We start from the raw sequence: 18,631 nt of genomic DNA, 5'->3' as shown, positions 1-18,631 counted from the left end.
ATGGATGTTGCAAGGGGCTTGCCAGTTATTGAATGTTAATGACAGCAACTGGCCTGGGAAGACTTAGTCATTTTCTGTTGCAGTGCCTGCCAGCCATTTCTAAGCATTAACCCACCGAGTAGCACAGCACACAGTGCGTAGACTGGTGAGATCTCTCCGTGTTCGTGGGTTGACTGACCAAGGGCAATCCACGACTGCAGTGAAAACTGCTCTACCAGCAGGTTAAAGCCATATCCCAGCATAATACTGGCGCTCATCACACTACCGATATACAGCACGAGGGTGCGTTTACCCATTTCCTTAGCAATCATCCCCATGGTTGAAATATTTGTGGCCGGGCCAGCCAGTAAAAATACCAGCACGGCACCTGGAGATAACCCGGCACTTAAAAAGCCCACTGCAACAGGCGTAGATGCCGTGGCACAGATATACATAGGAATACCAATTACCGCCATAACCAGCATGGCTACCAGACCGTCGCCCCAACTGGTCAGAAAGTCGGTCGGTACCCAGGTTTGAATTGCCGCGGCCAGCGCCAGGCCTATCAACAACCAGACGGTAATATCAATCAGCAGTTTACCACTGGAAAATTGCCAGATAGCGGCAACTTTGTCGGTAAAACCTGGTTTATTGGCATGTAATGCAGAGCTGCTATCGCTACCGCAACAAGAAGAGGTACTTGCCGGTGTTGCCTGTGCTTGCTGAGAGCTACAGCAGGAGGTTGTGCTGACCGGTTCAGCTGGCTTGCTACTACAACAGGATGACGTTGTTTTTTCTACTTCAGCGTTACTACTACAACCGCTTTGCGGTGCTTTGGCCGGTGTAGCAGGGACTGTATTGCTAGTGGCTGATATTTCTTTATCGAACCACTTCACCATCATCCCGGCATAGATAGCGCTGACAATGGCGCAAAATGGCCGCACTATGGCGAATAACGGGCCAAGCAACGCGTAGGAGACAGACACCGAGTCTACCCCGGTTTCCGGCGTGGAGACCAGAAACGAGACGGTGGCGGGTTTGGAGGCGCCGCTGCGGCGTAAGCCCACCGCTGCAGGAATAACCCCACATGAACACAGAGGCAGGGGAGCGCCAATGACTGCCGCTTTACCAACTGCGCCGGTACTGGCACTGCCCATGTGTTTTTGTAACATGCTGATAGGGACCAGTTCATGCATCAGGCCGGCAACCAGAAGTCCGAGCAATAACCACGGCGCTGATTCCATAAACAGCAATAAAAAGTTTTGTGCTAACAGGGCGATATCACTCATGATGCCTCCATGGAATCCAGTGCCTGCAGGATAGAGCAGTGCTCAGCACTCTCAGGACCGCCGCAACAGGCAGTATGCAGTGTTTTTAATGACATACGAATTTTCTCCAGTTCAGCAATCTTTGCATCTAACTCCCGGACTTTGCGAGCAGTGACCTGCTTTACCTCTTCACAGGTGTGATCGTCAGGGTGCAGACGCAGTTCCAGAAGCTCGCTGATTTCATCAAGAGTAAAGCCAACGGCCTTGGCCCGCTTAATAAATTGCAGGCGGGCTAAATCGTCAGCAGAAAATAACCGGTAACCAGCATCCGAACGCTGTGATGCTTGTACCAACCCTTTGTTTTCATAAAAACGTACGGTGTCGACAGTCAGCCCGGTGAGCGATGCCAATTGGCCAATGTTATAATGTTTTGTCTTCATACTGGTAGTTTAAACCCTGGAGTTAGCTCCAGAGTCAAGCATAGCAAAAAAATAACCGTCATACAGTTGCGGCAACTTCCATGCTGCAGCTGATAAACGCTTGAATGGCGCTGGATGGATTATCTTTACGGGATACCAGATAGGTAGGGGCATTTGCAATGTCGCTATCTACTGTAGCTATTTTGAGCCCGCTGGTTTGATGCAGCGTCAGCAATGAACGGGGCACCATGCCAATTCCCATTCCGGCGATGACACAGCCAATCATGGTAAAGTGGCTGGGGATCTCTATGACCTTTCCGCAAGTATGCCCGTGCTTTTTTAACCAGGTTTCCAGGCGGTGGCGATATGAGCAGCCTTTCTGATAGCCAACCATGGTCAGCGAAGTCGGTAGCTCATCTGTGTCCGGCCAGTCAGCCGGCATAATAAGCACTAATTCTTCATCAAAACAGGCCACGCAATGCAAACGGGGATCATCGGGTGGATCGGCAGCCATCACCACATCCAGCTCGCCATCTATCACTTTTTCAATCAGTGGCATGGATGCCCGGGTAATCAATTCTACCTGCACAGCATGATAATGTTGGTGAAAAGCCGATAGTATGTCGGGTAAGCGCGATGCGGCACTGCTTTCCATAGAGCCCAGGCGCAGTAAACCCGAAGGCTCTGTCTGGGTTAACTCCGCTATGGCACTTTTGTGTAACTGCAATATCTGATTGGCGTAGTCGAGTAGCCGAAGTCCTGCAGAGGTAACGGTGAGGCGATTATTGGTGCGCAGGAACAGCCCCACATTGAGTTCCTGTTCGAGTTTTTTGATCCGTGCTGTCACGTTTGAAGGCACGCGATGCAGTGACTCGGCCGCACGGCTAACACTGTCATGCTCAATGACGGCTTTAAAAACGGTAAGGTCGGCAATATCCATCAGTACTTCCAGATTAAGGTGATGATTCTTTCATAAATAATGAAAAAGTTGTTCTTTATTATTCATTATAAATGAATGTTTGGGTAGCTTATACTCATCACTCATGAAATCAACGGGGATCACAACACATGAGTGACACTGGCACGCCATCGTCATCACAATCGCTAACAGCAATGCCTATGGCCGGACTGGCGTATGCACTGTGTGCAGTGATGATTTGGACCGGATTTATTTTGGTGTCCAAGGCCGGGGCTTTAGCCGCTCTGGCAACCCCGGATTTGATTATGGTGCGCTTTGGTACCGCATTTGTATTGTTTTCTCCGTTTATCTGGCGACATCGTAAAGTGATCTGTCAATGGCGTATGGCGGTGTTGGGCAGTATTGGCGGGCTCGCGTACGCATTATCGGTGTTTACCGGTTTCGCTCATGCACCGGCTACCCATGCGGCGTTGTTACTACCAGGCCTGATGCCCATTATGATTGCGGTGTTTGCTTATTTTGTTGCTGGCGAGCGACATAAATTATCGTCCTGGCTGGGGATCGCGGTAAGCAGTCTGGGTATAGCAGCATTGTTAATCGAGACGCTGCTGGTTGATAATCGCTTTTGGTTTGGTGATATGAGCTTTATTGTTGCCTGTGTGTGCTGGGGCGTGTTTACCGTTTTATTGCGGCGCTGGCAGTTTGCCCCATGGCACGCCACGCTGGGGATCATCACGGTAACGACGCTGTTGTTTACGCCCGTTTATGTATTGTGGCTACCACATAATCTCAGCGAAGCTTCCTGGCAAATGCTGGGGTTACAGGCTTTTTATCAGGGCGTAATGGCGACCACCATTCAGATGGTCCTGTATGGCCGGGCGGTTCACTTAATCGGCGCTACCCGAATGGGCGGCCTGATGGCTTTAGTGCCGGTTTTTGCCAGTGTTCTGGCTGTGCCGTTATTTAACGAGCAATGGACGCCAGGGCTAACCATTGCGTTATTGCTAATCCTTGCCGGTACGCTGATCAGTAATTTTCCGGTACGGTTGGTAAGCGGGAAGTGGCGCCGAAAGTCATCCTGTACGGCATAACCCTACTTACAAAAAAGCCGCCGGAGTAAACCTGCCAGCGGCTTATTACGGTCAGTGAATATTTGTCAGCCTTTATACGACTAAGGGCTTACCAGCCACACTGACGGTCTTTATTTTGCTCATCGAGCCAGGTTTTAAGTGGCTGGAAGTAATTAACGATGGTGCTTGCGTCCATTTTGTCCGTGCCGGTTAGCGTTTGTAGTGCTTCTTGCCAGGGTTTGCTCTGTCCCATTTCCAGCATGGCATTAAGGGCTTCACCCGCTTCCTCACTGCCATAAATAGAGCAGCGGTTTAACGGACCTTCATCGCCTGCCACATCACACAACGCCTTATGGAACTGGAATTGCAGTATGTGGGCAAGGAAATAACGGGTGTACGGCACATTGGCCGGAACATGATATTTAGCGCCAGGATCGAAGGCGTTAGCATTACGATCTACCGGCGCCATTACACCCTGGTATTTTTCGCGTAAATTCCACCATAGTTCGTTGTATTCATCCGGGCCGACTTCGCCGGCCATGACTTTCCAGCGCCATTGATCAACCATTAAACCAAATGGAATAAAGGCTATTTTATCCAGCGCTGTCTGTAACAGCATGCCGACGTCATTGGAAGGATCGGGGATTTCATCAATCAGACCAATTTCTTTTAAGTACTTTGGCGTAATGGACAGGGCAATGGTATCGCCAATGGCTTCATGGAAACCATCATTTGCTGAACCTCGATACAGCAGTGGTTCCTGATTGTAGGCACGCTGGTAATAGTTATGGCCCAGTTCGTGGTGAATTACGTTAAACTCTTCGCCGGTAATCTGGATACACATTTTAATGCGTAAATCGTCTTTGTCGTCAACATTCCAGGCCGAAGCATGGCATTGCACATCCCGATCGGCAGGTTTACTGAACTGAGAGCGTTCCCAGAACGTTTCTGGCAATTGTTCAAAGCCCAGTGAGGAAAAGAACGATTCAGCCTGTTTAACCATTTTGATTTCATCGTAGTCCTGATCGCGCAATGCACCGGTAACGTCAGGCACTTCCATCGGCTCGTCTGGTTTTACCAAATCGTAGATATTGCCCCAGCTCTGCGCCCACATATTGCCCAGCAAATGAGCCGGAATAGGCTTATCCTGCGGCACGATATCTTCACCGTAGTAACCGCCGAGCTCAGCACGGACATGGCAGTGCAGGGCATCATACAAGGGCTTCACCTGACCCCATAAGCGGTCCAGTTCAACCGGAAAGTCATCGGCAGGCATATCATATTTGCTGCGCCATAACTCGCTGACATTAGCAAATCCCAGTTCTGCCGCACCTTCATTGGCGATAACCACCTGTTCGGCATACAAGTCTTTCATGGGAACAGACACTTCGCGCCAGCCTTGCCAGTATTCCAGCAGCAGATCGGCATCGCGGGAAGTCGCCATTTCTGCACTCATGTCGACCAGGCCGATACAATCTCCCTCAGAACGGCAGTATTTCCCTTTGCCGTACATGCCATCCAGTTCAGAGCTAATTTGCGCCAGACGCTCAGATTTCATTGGGCTTGCCGGAGGTGGCATAGTCAGGGAAGTGCGCATGAGATCCAGTTTACGGCGCAAATCTGCATCTACTTCCACATCATTAAACTCTGCTGCCTGCTTGGCAAGCTCAGACGCACGGTTTGCATAGAGTTCAGAAATATAGGCGTTTACCGTGGCCGTATCTTCATTGATATTGGTTGCATATAACCAGGCGGCCTTGGCTGCCGGTACCTGCATCTTTTCCATTTCACGCTGAGCTGATTCAACAAACATTGCCGCATCTTTGGCAGTATACATTGGCGTTGTTTCGGTGGTTTCCTGCGGTGGTTCGCTGGCTGGCTGACAACCGCTAAGAGCGGCAACCAGGCCCAGTGAAACCAAAGAAAAACGGGTCATTTTCATAATGCTTCTCTCGTTTTGGGAATTACCGCGTAATTGGGGTGACTCCCTTGTTGTTATATTGCAATGATTTGAGGCTGAAATAGCCGTACTACATAAGGTATGTACCTATCTGAGCACGGTTACCACTGTAATCACATTCCCGGCTAAAGCCAAGTGATACAGGCGGTTAGCAATAGCGATAGGGTGTAGTACAGGGATTACAGGACAATATGTAGGGAGTTGTCTATACAGGCAAAAATGGAATATGAATAAGGGCAGAAAATATATGCCGGGTAGGCAGATTACGCGGCAGGCGCCGCTATATTCGCTTTAAACAACACTGCTTAAATTTTTTGCCGCTACCACAAAAGCAGGGATCGTTGCGGCCCGTTTTGAGTAAGCCGGAATCGCTGTGCATGATGCCTGTGGTATAACGCCATTCATTATCTTCCATAACAAAGTCGCTGGTTTCATGCATCAGGTATGGTTTGTGGTTAACAGCGTAATAGGCTTTAAATTCTACCTGCTCGGTAGTAACAGAACTTTGTTGTGCTTTGGCTGAGGGGGGAAAAACTGATAAAGCCAACCACTTGGTACCAGAAGCACTTTCTTCTAACGCTTGCTCACTTAATGAGGCTCGTTGTTTTTTTGCGTAGGTTTTTAAAATATACGCCCAGTTACTCAGGCAATATGCACTAAAGCGAGAGCGCATCAGGGCTTGTGCTGATTCTGCTATTGTTGCCCCGGTATGCTTAGGCTCACAACACTCGCTATAAGGCTTATTACTACAACAAAAACACAACACCGGCTAATCCTGTTAAATGATAATGCCAGTAGTGTAAGGCGAGACGCCGGTTTTACCAAGGGCCTTGCAGGATATTACCAGCCACCTTGTCATTTACGGATACCGCCACTAAAGACACTGCATATTGCTCGCACAGTTGTTTAATAGAAACACGCTCTTCTGGCGTCAGAATGAGATCCTCTACATAAATAGAGCGGCACTGCCCACTGGTAATCAGGCGGCGGATCCAAGCTGGTACTTTTTCCTGGTCTGGTTTCTGTATACGAATGGCGTAGTCGACATCTTTCTGAAAAGCCACGGAATTTGATAACAAATATGACCAGCCTTTGTGCGCTGGTGCGCGTTTGGCCACGCGCTGAGGAAATTGCAGGATGTTGCTTTCAGTCTCAAAAGTTGTGGTTGCCATAGTCATGTTTGTTTCCCTGTTAATATATACAGTGTATAGATATACAGTAATGCTGTATAAAACAACATGCAAGAATTTTTTGCTACTTTTTTAATCGATCTTACCCGATCCTTCGCCAATGGTTACTCAAACGTGGCGCTGTGGTGTAGATAAAAGAAGGGTTTAAAGATTAGGCATGGCCGAAACGGATAGCCGCGTTATGCTTAGTTACATTTTACTGATTGCGCTAAGGGCGATTGAACGCTTTACTTTTAGTCAGGGAAAACTAAGAAGAGTCGCATTTCATGTTTAACGTTAAACGCGTAATACTGCTGATAGCTTTGCTTATGGGCGCCTTGCTTTGTTATCAGGCAGGCTTTGCTACCGGCATTTTTGTATTGGTAATTGTGGGTATGCTACTGGAACTGGGTTTTTGGGTTGGCATTTTTAAATGGGAAAAAGCCAGACCACTCAAGCAAGTTTCCAAGCAATAGCGCTGTCTTAAAATTAATAAGGTAACTACCTAAACCAGCTGCTGACTACTTTGAAAAGTTTGGCGGTATTTCGTCGGTGATACCGACAGATATTTATTAAAATTGTGTCTTAGGGTTACAGCATTATCAAAGCCTGCTCTCCCGGCAATTTGTTCTACGGAGAGGTGAGTGGTTTCCAGCAGTTGCCGGGCTACCTCAAGCTTGCGTTCGCACAGCCATTGATGGGGGGTCATATTAAAGTGGCGAATAAAATGGCGATCCAGAGTGCGTCGGGTCATGTTGGCCTTAGCTGCCATCTGCTCCACGGTTAATCCAGACCCACTATGTTTTACCGCCCAGTCGAGTATCTTTGCCAGTGCCGCGTTTACCGGCGCCAGCGGTTTCTGTACAAATTGCGACTGGCCGCCGTCACGGTGTGCAGGTAACACCAGGCGTCTTGCCACCGCATTGGCATATTCATAACCAAAATCATCTCGAATAACCGCTATTCCCAGGTCAATGGCAGCGGCACTGCCTGCCGAGCAGCCAATCCGGCCGTCGTACCAGTACAAACTGTCATCCCGGTAGGTGATATGTGGAAAGCGTTGCTTAAATTGTTCGGCATAGCGCCAGTGTGTAATCGCCGTGCGTTGATTGAGCAGGCCGAGTGCCGCTAGTAAAAATGAGCCGGAGCAAAAGCTGATAATCCGGCCCCCCTGATCATAATGACGACGCACTTCACTGGCTAACAGCGGGTCGATACGCTCAACGTCCACCGGAAAACTGGGGATCACCAGCAGATCAGTGGCCGGGAGTTGCTCAACCGCAGGGCACTGAAAGACCGTATTGCCTAATCCTTGCAGTGTTTGCCTGCCCAGTGTCACGGTTTTGGTCTGATACCAGTCTTTAAACTCCGGTCGGGGGAGGGCAAATAGCTCAGTGGCGCAGCCGAGTTCAAACAACGACAGCGTTTCACAAAGCAAAATGGTGACTTTTATCATAGGGGCCCCACACTGACAGCGACTAATTTGTCTAAATATTATCGATAGTGGTAATTTTAGACAGTTTTAGCGAGGCGATCCAGCAGTGATAATTAACTTTCAATTCATTAGGGAGTTTTATTATGCCATCTACTGTTATTCGCCCCAGACCTGCAGCCAGTGAGGAAGCCTTAGCCCATTTTCAGCGATTACTGAAATTTGAAACTGACTGTTGGGATGTCCACTATGCGCTGCACAACGATCTGACCGATTTTGTCTTGCTTGATGTACGCGCAGTGGAAGTGGCGCGGCAAGGCTACATTGAGGGGGCTACATTTTTGCCCCATGGGCAGATAAACGAAGAGACATTATCTGACTATCCCGCAGAAACCGTATTTGTGGTGTATTGCGCGGGGCCACATTGCAACGCTACCGAAAAAGCGGCTATCAGGCTGGCGCGCCTGGGCCGGCCGGTGAAGAAAATGATTGGCGGGGTTACCGGCTGGCTGGATGAAGGTTTTGAGTTAATCAGTGATGAATGAACTGCTGGTAAGAGAAGCCACAGTTCATGACATTGATAGCGTACTGCCATTAATGCAAGGGCTGGCGGCTTTTGAAGGCTATAGCGAGCAGTTAAAAGTGAACCGTAACAGCCTCGAGCAGTTGATAGAGCATAATTCTCAAGCCGGTGTACTGGTGGCTGCCGAAGATTCTGGTGAAGTGCCTCATTGTGTAGCGGGCATGTTGGTTTACTTTTATCAGCCTTTTACTTACGACCTTAAGCCGTGGATGGTGATCAAAGAGTTGTTTGTTGCTGCCGAGTGCAGGGGGCGGGGCGTTGGTGAAGCATTATTTAACGCAGCCCGGGCGCACTGTATAGCTCGAGGCGGTAGCAAAATGAAATGGGAAGTATTAGCCGACAACCAGTCTGCTCAGCGGTTTTATAAGCGGCTGGGCGGGCAGACAGAAAGTCGCTGGCAAATCATGTCGCTAGTGCTTTGACGGCTTGCAGCACGTTTAATCATCTGCCGGTACATCTATACGCGGGTGCTCCGGCAGACATGTGGTTCGCCGTTGCTGTTGGCGTAAATCACTTTTTTATTACTGACCATAAATATCACCCGTTTGCTGACTTCAAAGTTTTTAAAGTCGCCACATGTGCCGGTCAGTATGGTGTTGTTGCTGAGTCTGAAATAATAGGTATATTCACCGCTGCCTGACAACAGTGAATAAGAAAGTGCTTTATCCTCACCGTCCTGGAGTTGACCAAACGACAACTCGCCATTGTTAAGGCCAATGTTGCCCTCAACGATTTCGCTGTCAGAGCTGTTCAGTAAACTGACACTCGGCGAAGTGATAACATAAACCTGATAGAGAATAATGGCGATTGCAACTACGAAGCTGAGTGCTTTTAAAGTCATAGCCACCCCCGGTCAGGTTGACAGGAGCAGAATGAAGAAAAGTGATGATTTGCCATGTTTTCAATCCGTGAAATCTGGTGAATAAATCTTATAAATAAAGTAACGAAAATCCGTGTTACCTCAATAATATTGCAGTGATTGCCGCATAAAGCAAGTCACCCCGACTACTCAGGCTAACACATCCGGCCTCCTTGCCGTAAGGATGCGCTATGCGATGCAAACTGTATTTTTGTTATGCGTCTTGTTGGTAGCTCTGCCAGGCCTGCATTGATCCAATGAAAACATCCACGTTCTCAAAACCCTGGGCCAACAGATAACTGGCTGCTACGGTAGCGCGCTTACCGCTGCCACAGGCCAGTGTATAGTGGCGGGATTTATCCAATTGGTGGTGCATTTCCGGCAGATAGCCTAAGTAGATATGCTTAGCCTGTTTAAATTCGGTATTTTCAACCTCTTCCTGTTTACGAACATCCAGCAGTTGCCAGTTGGCTCGTGGCGCTTTAATGCGCTCATCAACCTTATCTGCGGTAACGGCTTTCACATGCTGACGTTGGTACGCCTCGACAGTATCTGGCTTTGGTACCATGGTCAGGTAACCACTAATTTGTTGGTAGCCCATCCGCCACAACTGTTCGGCGCTTTCGGTAGCCTGTTGATGGGAATCAGCCACCAGTGCAATCGGGGTGGAATAGTCAAGAAACCAGCCGCCATACGCGCTGAGTAAACCGCCTGGCAGATTAAGACTACCGGGATAGTGACAGTCGCGAAACTGAGCATGACTTCTCACATCAATGAGTATACCGGGACGTTCGGCGCTTTTCTGCCAGGCAGGCAGAACATCCGGCGCCAATTTCTGACAAGCCACTGCCGGTATAGGCGTATCCACCCCGGTAACATTAGACTGCTCCATCTTGCTGAAGTAGGGAGCAATATAATGGTTCTCTTTTAACTTACGCTCTATAAATGCTTTTTTAGAGGTGCACTGGTAGCCCGGGTTTTGCCGTTTCTCTATCCCTATGGTGGTAAACTCACGCGCTGCCATGCCTGAACCACACACCGAGCCGGCGCCGTGAGCGGGGTATACAATAATATCGTCACCCAGGTTGGCCAGCGTTTGCAGGCTGTCATAAAGCTGGCCCGCCATCTTTTCCTTTTCCTCAGGGTAAAAGTCCGTGCGGCCAACTTCACTGACAAATAAGGTATCACCGGTAAATACACCAATGGGCTGACCATCCTGTTCGTTGTCGATAGCCAACACACAAATACTGTCTTTGGTATGGCCGGGCGTTGTAATGACCTCGAGTGTCCATTTACCAATCTCAAATTTATCGCCATTAACGGTCTTGTGGGCATATTCGATAGGCTCGTCAGCGTCTTTACCATGGTAAATATCAGCACCGGTCTGGTTGGCCAGAGCTACCGCGCCAGAGATAAAGTCTTCATTGCGGTGGGTTTCGATAATGGTAGTGATCCGGCATTCATGCTTTCCGGCAAGGGCGAGATAAAGTTGCGTATCTAACTGAGGATCAATCACACAGGCTTCACCATCACTGCCAATCAGGTAGGAAAGGTGGGCAATGCCCGGTGTTTTAACAGATTCAACAAACATAGGTTAACTCCACTTTGGTGTTGTGCCGCGCACAACGTGAATGTATTCACTTCACCATAAGCTTTCAAATGTCATGCCGAATAAAAAGTTATTTTAAAACAGTGAATTAAGAATTATCGCCACAGAGATTTCCAGCAACGGAAGAAATATTCACTTAATCCTATATAAAATTTACATACTGCTGAGGTGTCAGCGTGCGCGTTGCAGTCGCTGTTTCAGGTATTGCAGTCTGGGAAGCAAAATCAGCAAGGCGATTACCCAGTAAATCAAAGGTTCCTGCAAGCCGGTTTTGCGTGACCAGCTAAAGTGTAACAGGGCCAGAAAAACAACAAGGTAGATTGTGTTATGCAGGGGTTGCCAGCGTTTGCCAAGACGCTGCCTGACTTTATTAGGCGAGGTAATGGTCAAAGCAGCCAGCAGTAATAAGGCAACCATGCCTATGGTAATGTACGGCCGTTTAATAATTTCACCCACCACTAAGGACCAGTCAAACTGTAACTCAAAGCTGATATATGTCAGCAGATGGATAACAGCATAAACGAACACATAGACGCCCAGCATTCGCCTGAAACGCATTAAAACCGGGGCGGGCAGGTAGCGGGCAGCCGGACTGATAAGCAGGGTGATCAGCAGCAGGTTTAAGGCGCCGATACCGGTAAAATGAATCAGCGCTTTCACCGGGTCTGCCCCCAGGTTATCGGTGACACCCAGATAAAAAGTGAAAATCACCCAACCGAGGATCAACAGGTGCAATAACGTTTTGCCCAGCGTGATTTGCCGGGCAGATAATCTTAACGGTTTATTCAGTAACTTCATCAAATACTAATAGTAGCGGGTGAGATCCATATTGGAATACAACGGGGCGACTTCCTGATAGCCGTTAAACATCTCGGTATCGATACGGTTCTGTGAAAACAGGCCGCCTTTAGTGATCCGTCGTTCACTGGCCTGACTCCAGCGTGGGTGAGCCACGTTTGGGTTCACGTTGGCATAAAAGCCATACTCGTGGGCTGCCAGTCGATTCCAGGTAGTCGGCGGCTCCTGATCGGTGAGAGTAATGCGCACCACTGATTTAATACTTTTAAAGCCATATTTCCAAGGCACTACCAGCCGAATTGGCGCGCCGTTTTGCGGTGGCAGGGTTTTACCATACACGCCAACCGACATCAGGGATAGCGGGTGCATGGCTTCATCCAGACGCAGGCCTTCCACATAAGGGTAGTCGATACCACCACCCATAAACGGGTTGCGTTGACCCGGCATCTGTTTCGGATCGAACAGGGTTTTAAACGCAACATATTTAGCCGAACCGAGCGGATCAGCCAGCTTGAGTAGTTTATTTAATTCAAAACCCAGCCAGGGGATCACCATCGACCAGGCCTCAACGCATCTTAACCGGTACACCCGTTCCTCTAATGGAAATTTATTGAGGATATCGTCATAGCTCAGGGTAATGGGGTTGCGAACCATACCGTCAATTTTCAGTGACCACGGGTCAACCTGAAAGTCCTGGGCATTTTCTGCCGGATCGTCTTTACTGGTGCCGAACTCATAAAAGTTGTTGTATGAGGTGACTTTTGCATAAGGCGTCATGGTTTCGTCGGTAGACAGGCTGTCGTTGCGGGTAAAATCCAGCGGTTTGGCCTTGAATGCTGGCTTGTCATCATCGTCATCAAACCAGCCACGAGCTGTTGCTGAACCGCTTAACAGCGCGCCAGCACCAACAAACCCCATGGATTTGAGCAATCTGCGCCGCGATGAGAACACTGATTCGTCGGTAATTTCGTGACTTTTAAAAGTTTGAGATGGTTTAAATCGTTTAGTCATAATACCTGATTTGCGAAAACTAATACCTCTGGTTACGTACTAAGACCGCATTAAGCACAAAAAAATTTCATCCCCGCCGGATAGTATTAGTCGCAGCGCCGGCGGCTCACGCTACCCCCTACAAGTTGGCAAGATATTTGTAACATTGTTGGTTCAATGCCTAAAACCACAGAATATTGACACTTATGAGATTACCGACAAAAAGCCTGATCGCTAAAATTGAAGCCTTGTCTGCGCAAATGAATCCTGAGCAATTAAAAGACTTTCTGGATGTGCTGGATTCCATGGCTGTAATGGTGGAAGACGCCAAAGCAATGCCGACCTCTGCAGAAGCCAGCGAGTTAAACGCGGTAAAACTGGCCCTGCATTAATATGTAGCCTGCCTCTGCTGCTGATTGCTTACAGGTAGGCAAGCGTATTAAACATCCGTTCAGGCGTTTACAATGACAAAGTATCGAGTACACCACCGCGCTTAGGCACAAACATATTGGAATAGAGACGGGCGGCGAATTCGTCGGTCATGCCTGAAATATAATCGGCAATCACGCGGTGACCGTTGCCTTGCTCCTCGGCCTGTAACCAACGACTGCGGGTGTTTTCCGGTAGCAGGCGGGTGGGATCTGAGCTGAATGCCTCAAAAAGCTCCATCACTACCTGCTGGCCTTTATATTCCAGTAATTGCACTTCAGGTTTGCGAATGACCTTGCGATATACAAATTGTTTAAACAGGGCCAGGGCTTCACTGTGGTGGTGAGGAAGAACCGCCTGATAACACAACAAGGGGTGAGTAAACTGCGGGTTTTCCTCGATGCGGATTGCGGTAATAAAGCAGTTAACCAGTGCGCCAATAGCGTTTTTGCGCTCAAACTGTTCAATGCTGAATAAGCGGTCACCGAGTTTACTGATAGCATCAGACAGCCACGACACTTTGAGTTCAATCAACGGCTTTTCCAGCTCTTCACTGAATTCGGCGCGCTTAACCATCCCCATCACAATGGCATCTTCCAGATCGTGAATACCATAAGCAATATCGTCGGCCAGCTCCATCACACTGCAATCAAAGGACTTATGACTGGTTTTACCGTGCTTACCGGCACTTTGATTAAATGCCATAAAAGCGTCGCGTTCTTCTGGTTTTAACGGAGCGAGTAACCAGTCAAACAGATTTTCATCACAGCGAAACAGCCCTTTAGGCGGGTGCCAGTTTTCGGCTTTCACCTGACGCATGCGTAAATCATCTGCCGGCACAATATCCTGATTGGTCAGCGTATCGATAAAATTGGGGTATTTCACCAGGCCCAGAACACTACGACGGCTCAGGTTCATGCCGTGTTCTGCGGTATAGGGCTCCAGCCGGGTAACAATGCGAAACGTCTGGCCATTGCCTTCAAATCCGCCGTGCTGGTGCATCATGTAATGCAGTGCTATTTCACCGCCATGGCCAAACGGCGGGTGACCAATGTCATGGGCCAGACAAAGAGTTTCAATTAAATAGGGATCGAGACTGACATATTCGGTTAAGCGGGGAAATTTGCCTTGCAGCTGTGCGGTAATGCCGGTGCCAATCTGCGCCGCTTCCAGTGAATGGGTGAGGCGGGTACGGTAGAAATCACTTAATCCCACCCCCAGTACCTGTGTTTTGGCCTGTAAACGGCGAAAGGCCGCTGAGTGGAGTACCCGCGCTTTATCACGCTGAAAAGGCGAACGATGATCGCCGTCTCTTGCCTGAGTGCGGGGTAACCGACGTTCGGACCAGATGGATTGCCGATCGGATTGCATACAGACCGACTCCTTTATTACTCGCCGTGATCTTCCTGAGTGATTTCATCCAGACTCAGAGAGAAGCTGGGCACGTACTGTTTTAAAAAATAATCCACTTCGTCTGAATGGTAGTCTTTGAGCATTTTATCAAGGCGCTTTTTGGCAAGCGTGAACTCACGGTTACCGGCGCTGAGCTCCTCAAGCGTTTTCAGGTAGGCACAAATAACGTCGGCGGCTTTTACAATAAAGGCTTCGTCTTCGCCGTGTTTGTCACCGCTGATTAATTCGGCGTAATCTTCGCGAAAGGGCTCAGGGGCCATATCGATAAGCTTCTGCTCGGCGATTTTCTCAATCTTTTTATACTCTTCCTTGATGGCCGGGTTGTAGTACTTAACCGGCGTAGGCAGATCGCCGGTAAGCACTTCAGACACATCATGGAACATCGCCAGGGTGGCAATCCGGTCGGGATTGAGCTGACCATCAAAAAAGCGATTACGAATAAGCGCCAGGGCATGGGCAACCATAGCCACCTGCAGGCTGTGCTCCTGAACATTTTCAATACGCACATTATGCATCAGCGGCCAGCGGTGAATCAGTTTCATCCTGGCCAGGTGGGCAAAGAAATGGCTGTTTTCAGCCATTACTTTTTACCTTTCTGGCGGTAGCCATTAAAGAAGTTTTCAATGCGATCCATGGCCGGGCCTAAAATATCGCTGTGCGGTAAAAATACCAGACGGAAATAAATGCCTTCGTTTAAGTTGAAGGCACGGCCGTGAACCAGCAGGATTTTTTCGCTGCTGAGCAGGTCGAGGATCATTTGTTCGTCGTTGGCGATATTAAACTTCTCAGCATCGACCTTAGCAAAACAGTACATGGCGCCATTCGGCGGCACACAGGTGATGCCGTCGATGTCATTCAGACGACGGGCCGCCAAATCCCGCTGTAATTGCAGTCGGCCGCCGGGTTTGACTAAATCGTTGATGCTCTGATAGCCGCCAAGCGCTGTTTGTATAGCGCTCTGGCAGGGCACGTTGGCGCACATCCGCATGGATGACAGAATATTCAGCCCTTCAATATAGTGTTTAGCCAGGCGTTTATTACCGGATACCACCAGCCAGCCGGCACGGAAGCCCGCCACGCGGTAGTTTTTGGATAAACCGCTAAACGTCACAAAAAACACGTCATCGGCCAGTGAGGCTATGCACGTGTGCTTGGCATCGTTATACAGAATCTTGTCGTAGATTTCGTCGGAATACACCACCAGCTCATGCTCGCGGGCTAAATCAACAATTTGTTGCAGTAATTCTTTGCTGTACACGGCCCCGGTGGGGTTATTCGGGTTGATCAGTACGATGGCTTTGGTTTTCTTGGTGATCTTACTTTTGATGTCATCAATATCGGGAAACCAGCCAGCCTGTTCGTCACAGCGGTAATGCACCGGGGTACCGGAAGATAAGCTTACCGCAGCCGTCCATAGCGGGTAATCCGGGCTGGGTAACAATACTTCGTCGCCCATATTAAGCAGCGCCTGCATGGCAATCATGATCATTTCACTCACGCCATTACCAATAAACACATCATCAACCTGGATGTTGCGAATGTTCATTTGCTGGTAGTACTGCATTACTGCAACACGGGCCGCGTAAATACCGGTAGAGTCAGAATAGCCTTGTGAGGTTGGCAGGTTATGAATGACGTCCTTAAGGATATCGTCGGGGGCATCAAATCCAAACGGGGCAGGGTTGCCAATATTCAGTTTGAGAATACGATGGCCTTCATCTTCCATCTTGCGAGCCTGCGCGGCGATCGGACCGCGAATGTCATAACATACGTTATCTAACTTGTGCGAACTGTGTACCGGTTTCATCTTAAACTACTTAAATTACGGGGCTTTCAGGGTATCGCATCGGGCTATACGCTGTTAAGCAAATTTTGCGCTTTAGCGCAAATATATTGCATAAACTGTTACAAAAACCGACTTGAGACAGTAAAAAGGAAGGGCTATAACTCAAAATAGTGCTTTTAGAGAATAAGTTTGCTTTTTGCAGGGTGTCCGCATGCGCCATTCAGATGTAGTTGTAGATCACAGCGCCGGGGTAGAACATTACCCGGGCGAGAGCAGGGTGTCGGTAAAACCTGTTGATGGTGCCATGGTTTGCTGTGGTATTTATGGCGTTTTCGAACACACGGGTATGTGGGTTGATGGGCACATTATTGAACTGCATGGCAGTGGATTGGTGAAAGCCGTGTCGCCTCAGCGTTTTTTAAACGACCGCAGTGGCGAGCACATTTATATGCTCTGCGATAAAGATCTGCAACCGCTGGTAGCCGATGGCTCCGCCGAGCGTGCCGTATCGCGCATCTTTACTTATATTGAATACCATCCCTGGGGCAATAATTGTCATCGTTTCACTTTTGATGTGGCCACCGGGCAAAAAAGCGCAGTATGTAGTTTTTACGATTTTAATGTGGCGGTGAATCGCTACTTTCACCGTCGCCTTTACTGGCAACCGGTCAGTATCCCTCGTATATATTAATATTTAATATTTTTATTGTTAATAAATTGTGAACTTTAGTAATTGGATCTATCGTATATATAACGGTGGGGAAGATTCTGCAGTAAGTAGCACCGGTTCGCTCAGAAGATCGGTAAATATCGTGGATAAGTGAATGTTCCCCTGTTTTGCGCTTAACAGTAACAACTGAGGGAAGTGAATTTATGTCACAACACTTTAAAGAAACACCCCAGAACGCTATCACCGACAGCGGTATCGCCAGGGTCATTCCCTGTAAAGAGCTCGATGTCGGCGATCCCATTAAATGGTTGTCTCTGGGCTTTCAGGATTTATTAAAAACCCCGTTATTGTCCGTTTTCTATGGTTTATTATTCGCCGTCATTCCCTGGTTAATCTCCTTTTTAGTGGCGATGACCGGCTGGCACCTGATTATTTTGCCCTCGATAGTGTGCTTTATGCTGATTGGTCCGTTTCTGGCAGCGGGCTTGTACGATATAAGCTGGGAACATGAAAAAGGCCATAAGCCCACTTTATCGCATTCGCTACGTGCCATGCGCCGTAATGCGGTGAACGAGTGGGGATTTGGCATTTTGCTGATGATCCTGATGATCTTCTGGTTACGTGTTGCCTCCCTGATCCATGCACTGTATCCGCAGCATCAGATTGAGAGTCTGGAAAGCTTAATGCCTTTCCTTATTCTTGGAACCGGCGTAGGCGCAGTGTTCTGTATCGGTATGTTTTTTGTTACCGCATTTACTCAGCCCATTCTGCTGGAGCGGAAAGTTGATTTAGCCACTGCTGTGATGACCAGCATTAATGCTGTATGGGTGAATAAGGTACCGATGTTTATCTGGGCTGGTATCATTTTCTCCATCGTTGCCATTGGCTTTGTTACCGGGTTTATCGGCTTCATTGTATTAATGCCATTACTTGGCTATGCCTCCTGGCATGGTTACATTGATGCCATCGAAACCAAGCGGGAACGTGAATACGTTTAATCCGGCTCTCGACCTCTCCTTCATAACCTACGGGTAGTCGGGCATATAGTCTGGCTACCCTTTTTTCTGCTTTTAACCTTGCCCCGCAACCAATTTATCTTTAATTGAAATCATTACGGGCGCTGATGAATCTTCTTTCTGATGACGATTGTCGTTCTGTCTGACTTTCAAAATAGCCAAATTTTCATCGTTTTTACATTATTTCTGTAATTAAATTACAGGTTAAGTGAGCTCTAAGAGCCGTTTTATCAACTTAAGTTGTATAAATTTGTGAATAACT

Annotated in this window: 21 protein-coding genes; 7 read left to right on the top strand and 14 right to left on the bottom strand. The window is 48.4% G+C overall.

What is annotated here, in order from left to right:
• Window positions 1–35: 35 nt before the first annotated feature.
• The 3 genes from C6Y40_RS18095 to C6Y40_RS18085 are packed head-to-tail and all read right to left on the bottom strand — an operon-like array spanning window position 36 to window position 2,606.
• The gene (locus C6Y40_RS18095; protein ID WP_105935810.1) at window positions 36–1,268 is read right to left on the bottom strand and encodes an SO_0444 family Cu/Zn efflux transporter; all 1,233 of its coding nucleotides are present in this window, start codon (window positions 1,266–1,268) and stop codon (window positions 36–38) included.
• Complete coding sequence (gene zntR / locus C6Y40_RS18090; protein WP_105935809.1) at window positions 1,265–1,687, bottom strand: Zn(2+)-responsive transcriptional regulator; 423 nt, start codon at window positions 1,685–1,687, stop codon at window positions 1,265–1,267. Before zntR ends, C6Y40_RS18095 begins: the two co-directional genes overlap by 4 nt.
• 58 nt (window positions 1,688–1,745) lie before the next feature.
• Window positions 1,746–2,606: a LysR family transcriptional regulator gene (locus tag C6Y40_RS18085; protein ID WP_105935808.1), complete on the bottom strand. Its 861-nt coding sequence runs from the start codon at window positions 2,604–2,606 to the stop codon at window positions 1,746–1,748.
• A gap of 128 nt (window positions 2,607–2,734) precedes the next feature.
• Between C6Y40_RS18085 and C6Y40_RS18080 the strand changes: the two genes are divergently transcribed.
• Window positions 2,735–3,676 carry a DMT family transporter gene (locus C6Y40_RS18080; RefSeq protein WP_105935807.1) on the top strand — a complete coding sequence of 314 codons (942 nt, stop codon included), beginning with the start codon at window positions 2,735–2,737 and terminating at the stop codon, window positions 3,674–3,676.
• An 88-nt stretch (window positions 3,677–3,764) separates the two neighbouring features.
• Here C6Y40_RS18080 and C6Y40_RS18075 read toward each other — a convergent pair whose 3' ends face one another.
• From C6Y40_RS18075 to C6Y40_RS18065, 3 genes are all read right to left on the bottom strand, one after another.
• Complete coding sequence (locus tag C6Y40_RS18075) at window positions 3,765–5,597, bottom strand: M2 family metallopeptidase (protein WP_105935806.1); 1,833 nt, start codon at window positions 5,595–5,597, stop codon at window positions 3,765–3,767.
• Window positions 5,598–5,895: 298 nt separating this feature from the next.
• Window positions 5,896–6,381 (bottom strand): YchJ family protein, encoded by a 486-nt coding sequence (locus tag C6Y40_RS18070; protein ID WP_105935805.1) that lies wholly within the window; start codon window positions 6,379–6,381, stop codon window positions 5,896–5,898.
• Window positions 6,382–6,433: 52 nt separating this feature from the next.
• The gene (locus C6Y40_RS18065) at window positions 6,434–6,787 is read right to left on the bottom strand and encodes a deoxyguanosinetriphosphate triphosphohydrolase (RefSeq protein ID WP_146129605.1); all 354 of its coding nucleotides are present in this window, start codon (window positions 6,785–6,787) and stop codon (window positions 6,434–6,436) included.
• 284 nt (window positions 6,788–7,071) lie between these two features.
• Here C6Y40_RS18065 and C6Y40_RS18060 point away from each other — a divergent pair, with 284 nt between their 5' ends.
• Entirely contained in the window at window positions 7,072–7,260 is a 189-nt protein-coding gene (locus tag C6Y40_RS18060) for a hypothetical protein (protein WP_105935803.1), read from the top strand.
• Between the two features lie 29 nt (window positions 7,261–7,289).
• Here the strand turns inward: C6Y40_RS18060 and C6Y40_RS18055 are convergent, their stop codons facing one another.
• Window positions 7,290–8,240 (bottom strand): GlxA family transcriptional regulator, encoded by a 951-nt coding sequence (locus C6Y40_RS18055; protein ID WP_105935802.1) that lies wholly within the window; start codon window positions 8,238–8,240, stop codon window positions 7,290–7,292.
• A gap of 122 nt (window positions 8,241–8,362) precedes the next feature.
• Here C6Y40_RS18055 and C6Y40_RS18050 point away from each other — a divergent pair, with 122 nt between their 5' ends.
• Both C6Y40_RS18050 and C6Y40_RS18045 read left to right on the top strand, forming a co-directional pair.
• Window positions 8,363–8,761, top strand: coding sequence for a rhodanese-like domain-containing protein (locus C6Y40_RS18050; protein WP_105935801.1), 399 nt, complete (start codon window positions 8,363–8,365; stop codon window positions 8,759–8,761).
• Entirely contained in the window at window positions 8,754–9,221 is a 468-nt protein-coding gene (locus C6Y40_RS18045) for a GNAT family N-acetyltransferase (RefSeq protein WP_105935800.1), read from the top strand. The genes C6Y40_RS18050 and C6Y40_RS18045 overlap by 8 nt, the downstream gene beginning before the upstream one ends.
• Before the next feature lie 35 nt (window positions 9,222–9,256).
• Here the strand turns inward: C6Y40_RS18045 and C6Y40_RS18040 are convergent, their stop codons facing one another.
• The 4 genes from C6Y40_RS18040 to msrP all read right to left on the bottom strand — a co-directional run bounded on the left by C6Y40_RS18040 (window position 9,257) and on the right by msrP (window position 13,076).
• Window positions 9,257–9,640 carry a hypothetical protein gene (locus tag C6Y40_RS18040; protein WP_105935799.1) on the bottom strand — a complete coding sequence of 128 codons (384 nt, stop codon included), beginning with the start codon at window positions 9,638–9,640 and terminating at the stop codon, window positions 9,257–9,259.
• Window positions 9,641–9,872: 232 nt separating this feature from the next.
• Window positions 9,873–11,249 carry an MBL fold metallo-hydrolase gene (locus C6Y40_RS18035; RefSeq protein WP_105935798.1) on the bottom strand — a complete coding sequence of 459 codons (1,377 nt, stop codon included), beginning with the start codon at window positions 11,247–11,249 and terminating at the stop codon, window positions 9,873–9,875.
• Window positions 11,250–11,438: 189 nt separating this feature from the next.
• Window positions 11,439–12,065, bottom strand: a complete 627-nt coding sequence (locus C6Y40_RS18030) for a protein-methionine-sulfoxide reductase heme-binding subunit MsrQ (RefSeq protein WP_105935797.1) — start codon at window positions 12,063–12,065, stop codon at window positions 11,439–11,441.
• 6 nt (window positions 12,066–12,071) lie between these two features.
• Entirely contained in the window at window positions 12,072–13,076 is a 1,005-nt protein-coding gene (gene msrP, locus C6Y40_RS18025; protein ID WP_105935796.1) for a protein-methionine-sulfoxide reductase catalytic subunit MsrP, read from the bottom strand.
• Between the two features lie 185 nt (window positions 13,077–13,261).
• Between msrP and C6Y40_RS18020 the strand changes: the two genes are divergently transcribed.
• The gene (locus tag C6Y40_RS18020) at window positions 13,262–13,447 is read left to right on the top strand and encodes a hypothetical protein (protein WP_105935795.1); all 186 of its coding nucleotides are present in this window, start codon (window positions 13,262–13,264) and stop codon (window positions 13,445–13,447) included.
• 67 nt (window positions 13,448–13,514) lie between these two features.
• On the opposite strand, the gene C6Y40_RS18015 is transcribed toward C6Y40_RS18020, so the two are convergent.
• The 3 genes from C6Y40_RS18015 to C6Y40_RS18005 are packed head-to-tail and all read right to left on the bottom strand — an operon-like array spanning window position 13,515 to window position 16,704.
• Window positions 13,515–14,855 (bottom strand): anti-phage deoxyguanosine triphosphatase, encoded by a 1,341-nt coding sequence (locus C6Y40_RS18015; protein ID WP_105935794.1) that lies wholly within the window; start codon window positions 14,853–14,855, stop codon window positions 13,515–13,517.
• A 17-nt stretch (window positions 14,856–14,872) separates the two neighbouring features.
• Window positions 14,873–15,478: a 5'-deoxynucleotidase gene (yfbR, locus tag C6Y40_RS18010; RefSeq protein WP_105935793.1), complete on the bottom strand. Its 606-nt coding sequence runs from the start codon at window positions 15,476–15,478 to the stop codon at window positions 14,873–14,875.
• Window positions 15,478–16,704 carry a pyridoxal phosphate-dependent aminotransferase gene (locus tag C6Y40_RS18005; RefSeq protein WP_105935792.1) on the bottom strand — a complete coding sequence of 409 codons (1,227 nt, stop codon included), beginning with the start codon at window positions 16,702–16,704 and terminating at the stop codon, window positions 15,478–15,480. Before C6Y40_RS18005 ends, yfbR begins: the two co-directional genes overlap by 1 nt.
• Window positions 16,705–16,894: 190 nt before the next feature.
• Between C6Y40_RS18005 and C6Y40_RS18000 the strand changes: the two genes are divergently transcribed.
• Window positions 16,895–17,374, top strand: coding sequence for a hypothetical protein (locus C6Y40_RS18000; RefSeq protein WP_105935791.1), 480 nt, complete (start codon window positions 16,895–16,897; stop codon window positions 17,372–17,374).
• Window positions 17,375–17,556: 182 nt separating this feature from the next.
• Window positions 17,557–18,351: a DUF2189 domain-containing protein gene (locus tag C6Y40_RS17995; protein WP_105935790.1), complete on the top strand. Its 795-nt coding sequence runs from the start codon at window positions 17,557–17,559 to the stop codon at window positions 18,349–18,351.
• The last annotated feature ends 280 nt before the right edge of the window (window positions 18,352–18,631 follow it).

Origin of the sequence: Marisediminitalea alba (assembly GCF_002993365.1) — a bacterium.
Taxonomy (GTDB): Bacteria; Pseudomonadota; Gammaproteobacteria; order Enterobacterales; family Alteromonadaceae; genus Alteromonas; species Alteromonas alba.
The sequence above is the reverse complement of the archived record's forward strand: the minus strand, read 5'-3'. Positions and strand labels throughout refer to the sequence as shown.

Coding starts and splice junctions, on each gene's coding strand:
- C6Y40_RS18095 (WP_105935810.1), bottom strand. CDS start 1,268: ATGAGTGATATCGCCCTGTTAGCACAAAACTTTTTATTGCTGTTTATG.
- zntR (WP_105935809.1), bottom strand. CDS start 1,687: ATGAAGACAAAACATTATAACATTGGCCAATTGGCATCGCTCACCGGG.
- C6Y40_RS18085 (WP_105935808.1), bottom strand. CDS start 2,606: ATGGATATTGCCGACCTTACCGTTTTTAAAGCCGTCATTGAGCATGAC.
- C6Y40_RS18080 (WP_105935807.1), top strand. CDS start 2,735: ATGAGTGACACTGGCACGCCATCGTCATCACAATCGCTAACAGCAATG.
- C6Y40_RS18075 (WP_105935806.1), bottom strand. CDS start 5,597: ATGAAAATGACCCGTTTTTCTTTGGTTTCACTGGGCCTGGTTGCCGCT.
- C6Y40_RS18065 (WP_146129605.1), bottom strand. CDS start 6,787: ATGGCAACCACAACTTTTGAGACTGAAAGCAACATCCTGCAATTTCCT.
- C6Y40_RS18060 (WP_105935803.1), top strand. CDS start 7,072: ATGTTTAACGTTAAACGCGTAATACTGCTGATAGCTTTGCTTATGGGC.
- C6Y40_RS18055 (WP_105935802.1), bottom strand. CDS start 8,240: ATGATAAAAGTCACCATTTTGCTTTGTGAAACGCTGTCGTTGTTTGAA.
- C6Y40_RS18050 (WP_105935801.1), top strand. CDS start 8,363: ATGCCATCTACTGTTATTCGCCCCAGACCTGCAGCCAGTGAGGAAGCC.
- C6Y40_RS18045 (WP_105935800.1), top strand. CDS start 8,754: ATGAATGAACTGCTGGTAAGAGAAGCCACAGTTCATGACATTGATAGC.
- C6Y40_RS18040 (WP_105935799.1), bottom strand. CDS start 9,640: ATGACTTTAAAAGCACTCAGCTTCGTAGTTGCAATCGCCATTATTCTC.
- C6Y40_RS18035 (WP_105935798.1), bottom strand. CDS start 11,249: ATGTTTGTTGAATCTGTTAAAACACCGGGCATTGCCCACCTTTCCTAC.
- C6Y40_RS18030 (WP_105935797.1), bottom strand. CDS start 12,065: ATGAAGTTACTGAATAAACCGTTAAGATTATCTGCCCGGCAAATCACG.
- msrP (WP_105935796.1), bottom strand. CDS start 13,076: ATGACTAAACGATTTAAACCATCTCAAACTTTTAAAAGTCACGAAATT.
- C6Y40_RS18020 (WP_105935795.1), top strand. CDS start 13,262: ATGAGATTACCGACAAAAAGCCTGATCGCTAAAATTGAAGCCTTGTCT.
- C6Y40_RS18015 (WP_105935794.1), bottom strand. CDS start 14,855: ATGCAATCCGATCGGCAATCCATCTGGTCCGAACGTCGGTTACCCCGC.
- yfbR (WP_105935793.1), bottom strand. CDS start 15,478: ATGGCTGAAAACAGCCATTTCTTTGCCCACCTGGCCAGGATGAAACTG.
- C6Y40_RS18005 (WP_105935792.1), bottom strand. CDS start 16,704: ATGAAACCGGTACACAGTTCGCACAAGTTAGATAACGTATGTTATGAC.
- C6Y40_RS18000 (WP_105935791.1), top strand. CDS start 16,895: ATGCGCCATTCAGATGTAGTTGTAGATCACAGCGCCGGGGTAGAACAT.
- C6Y40_RS17995 (WP_105935790.1), top strand. CDS start 17,557: ATGTCACAACACTTTAAAGAAACACCCCAGAACGCTATCACCGACAGC.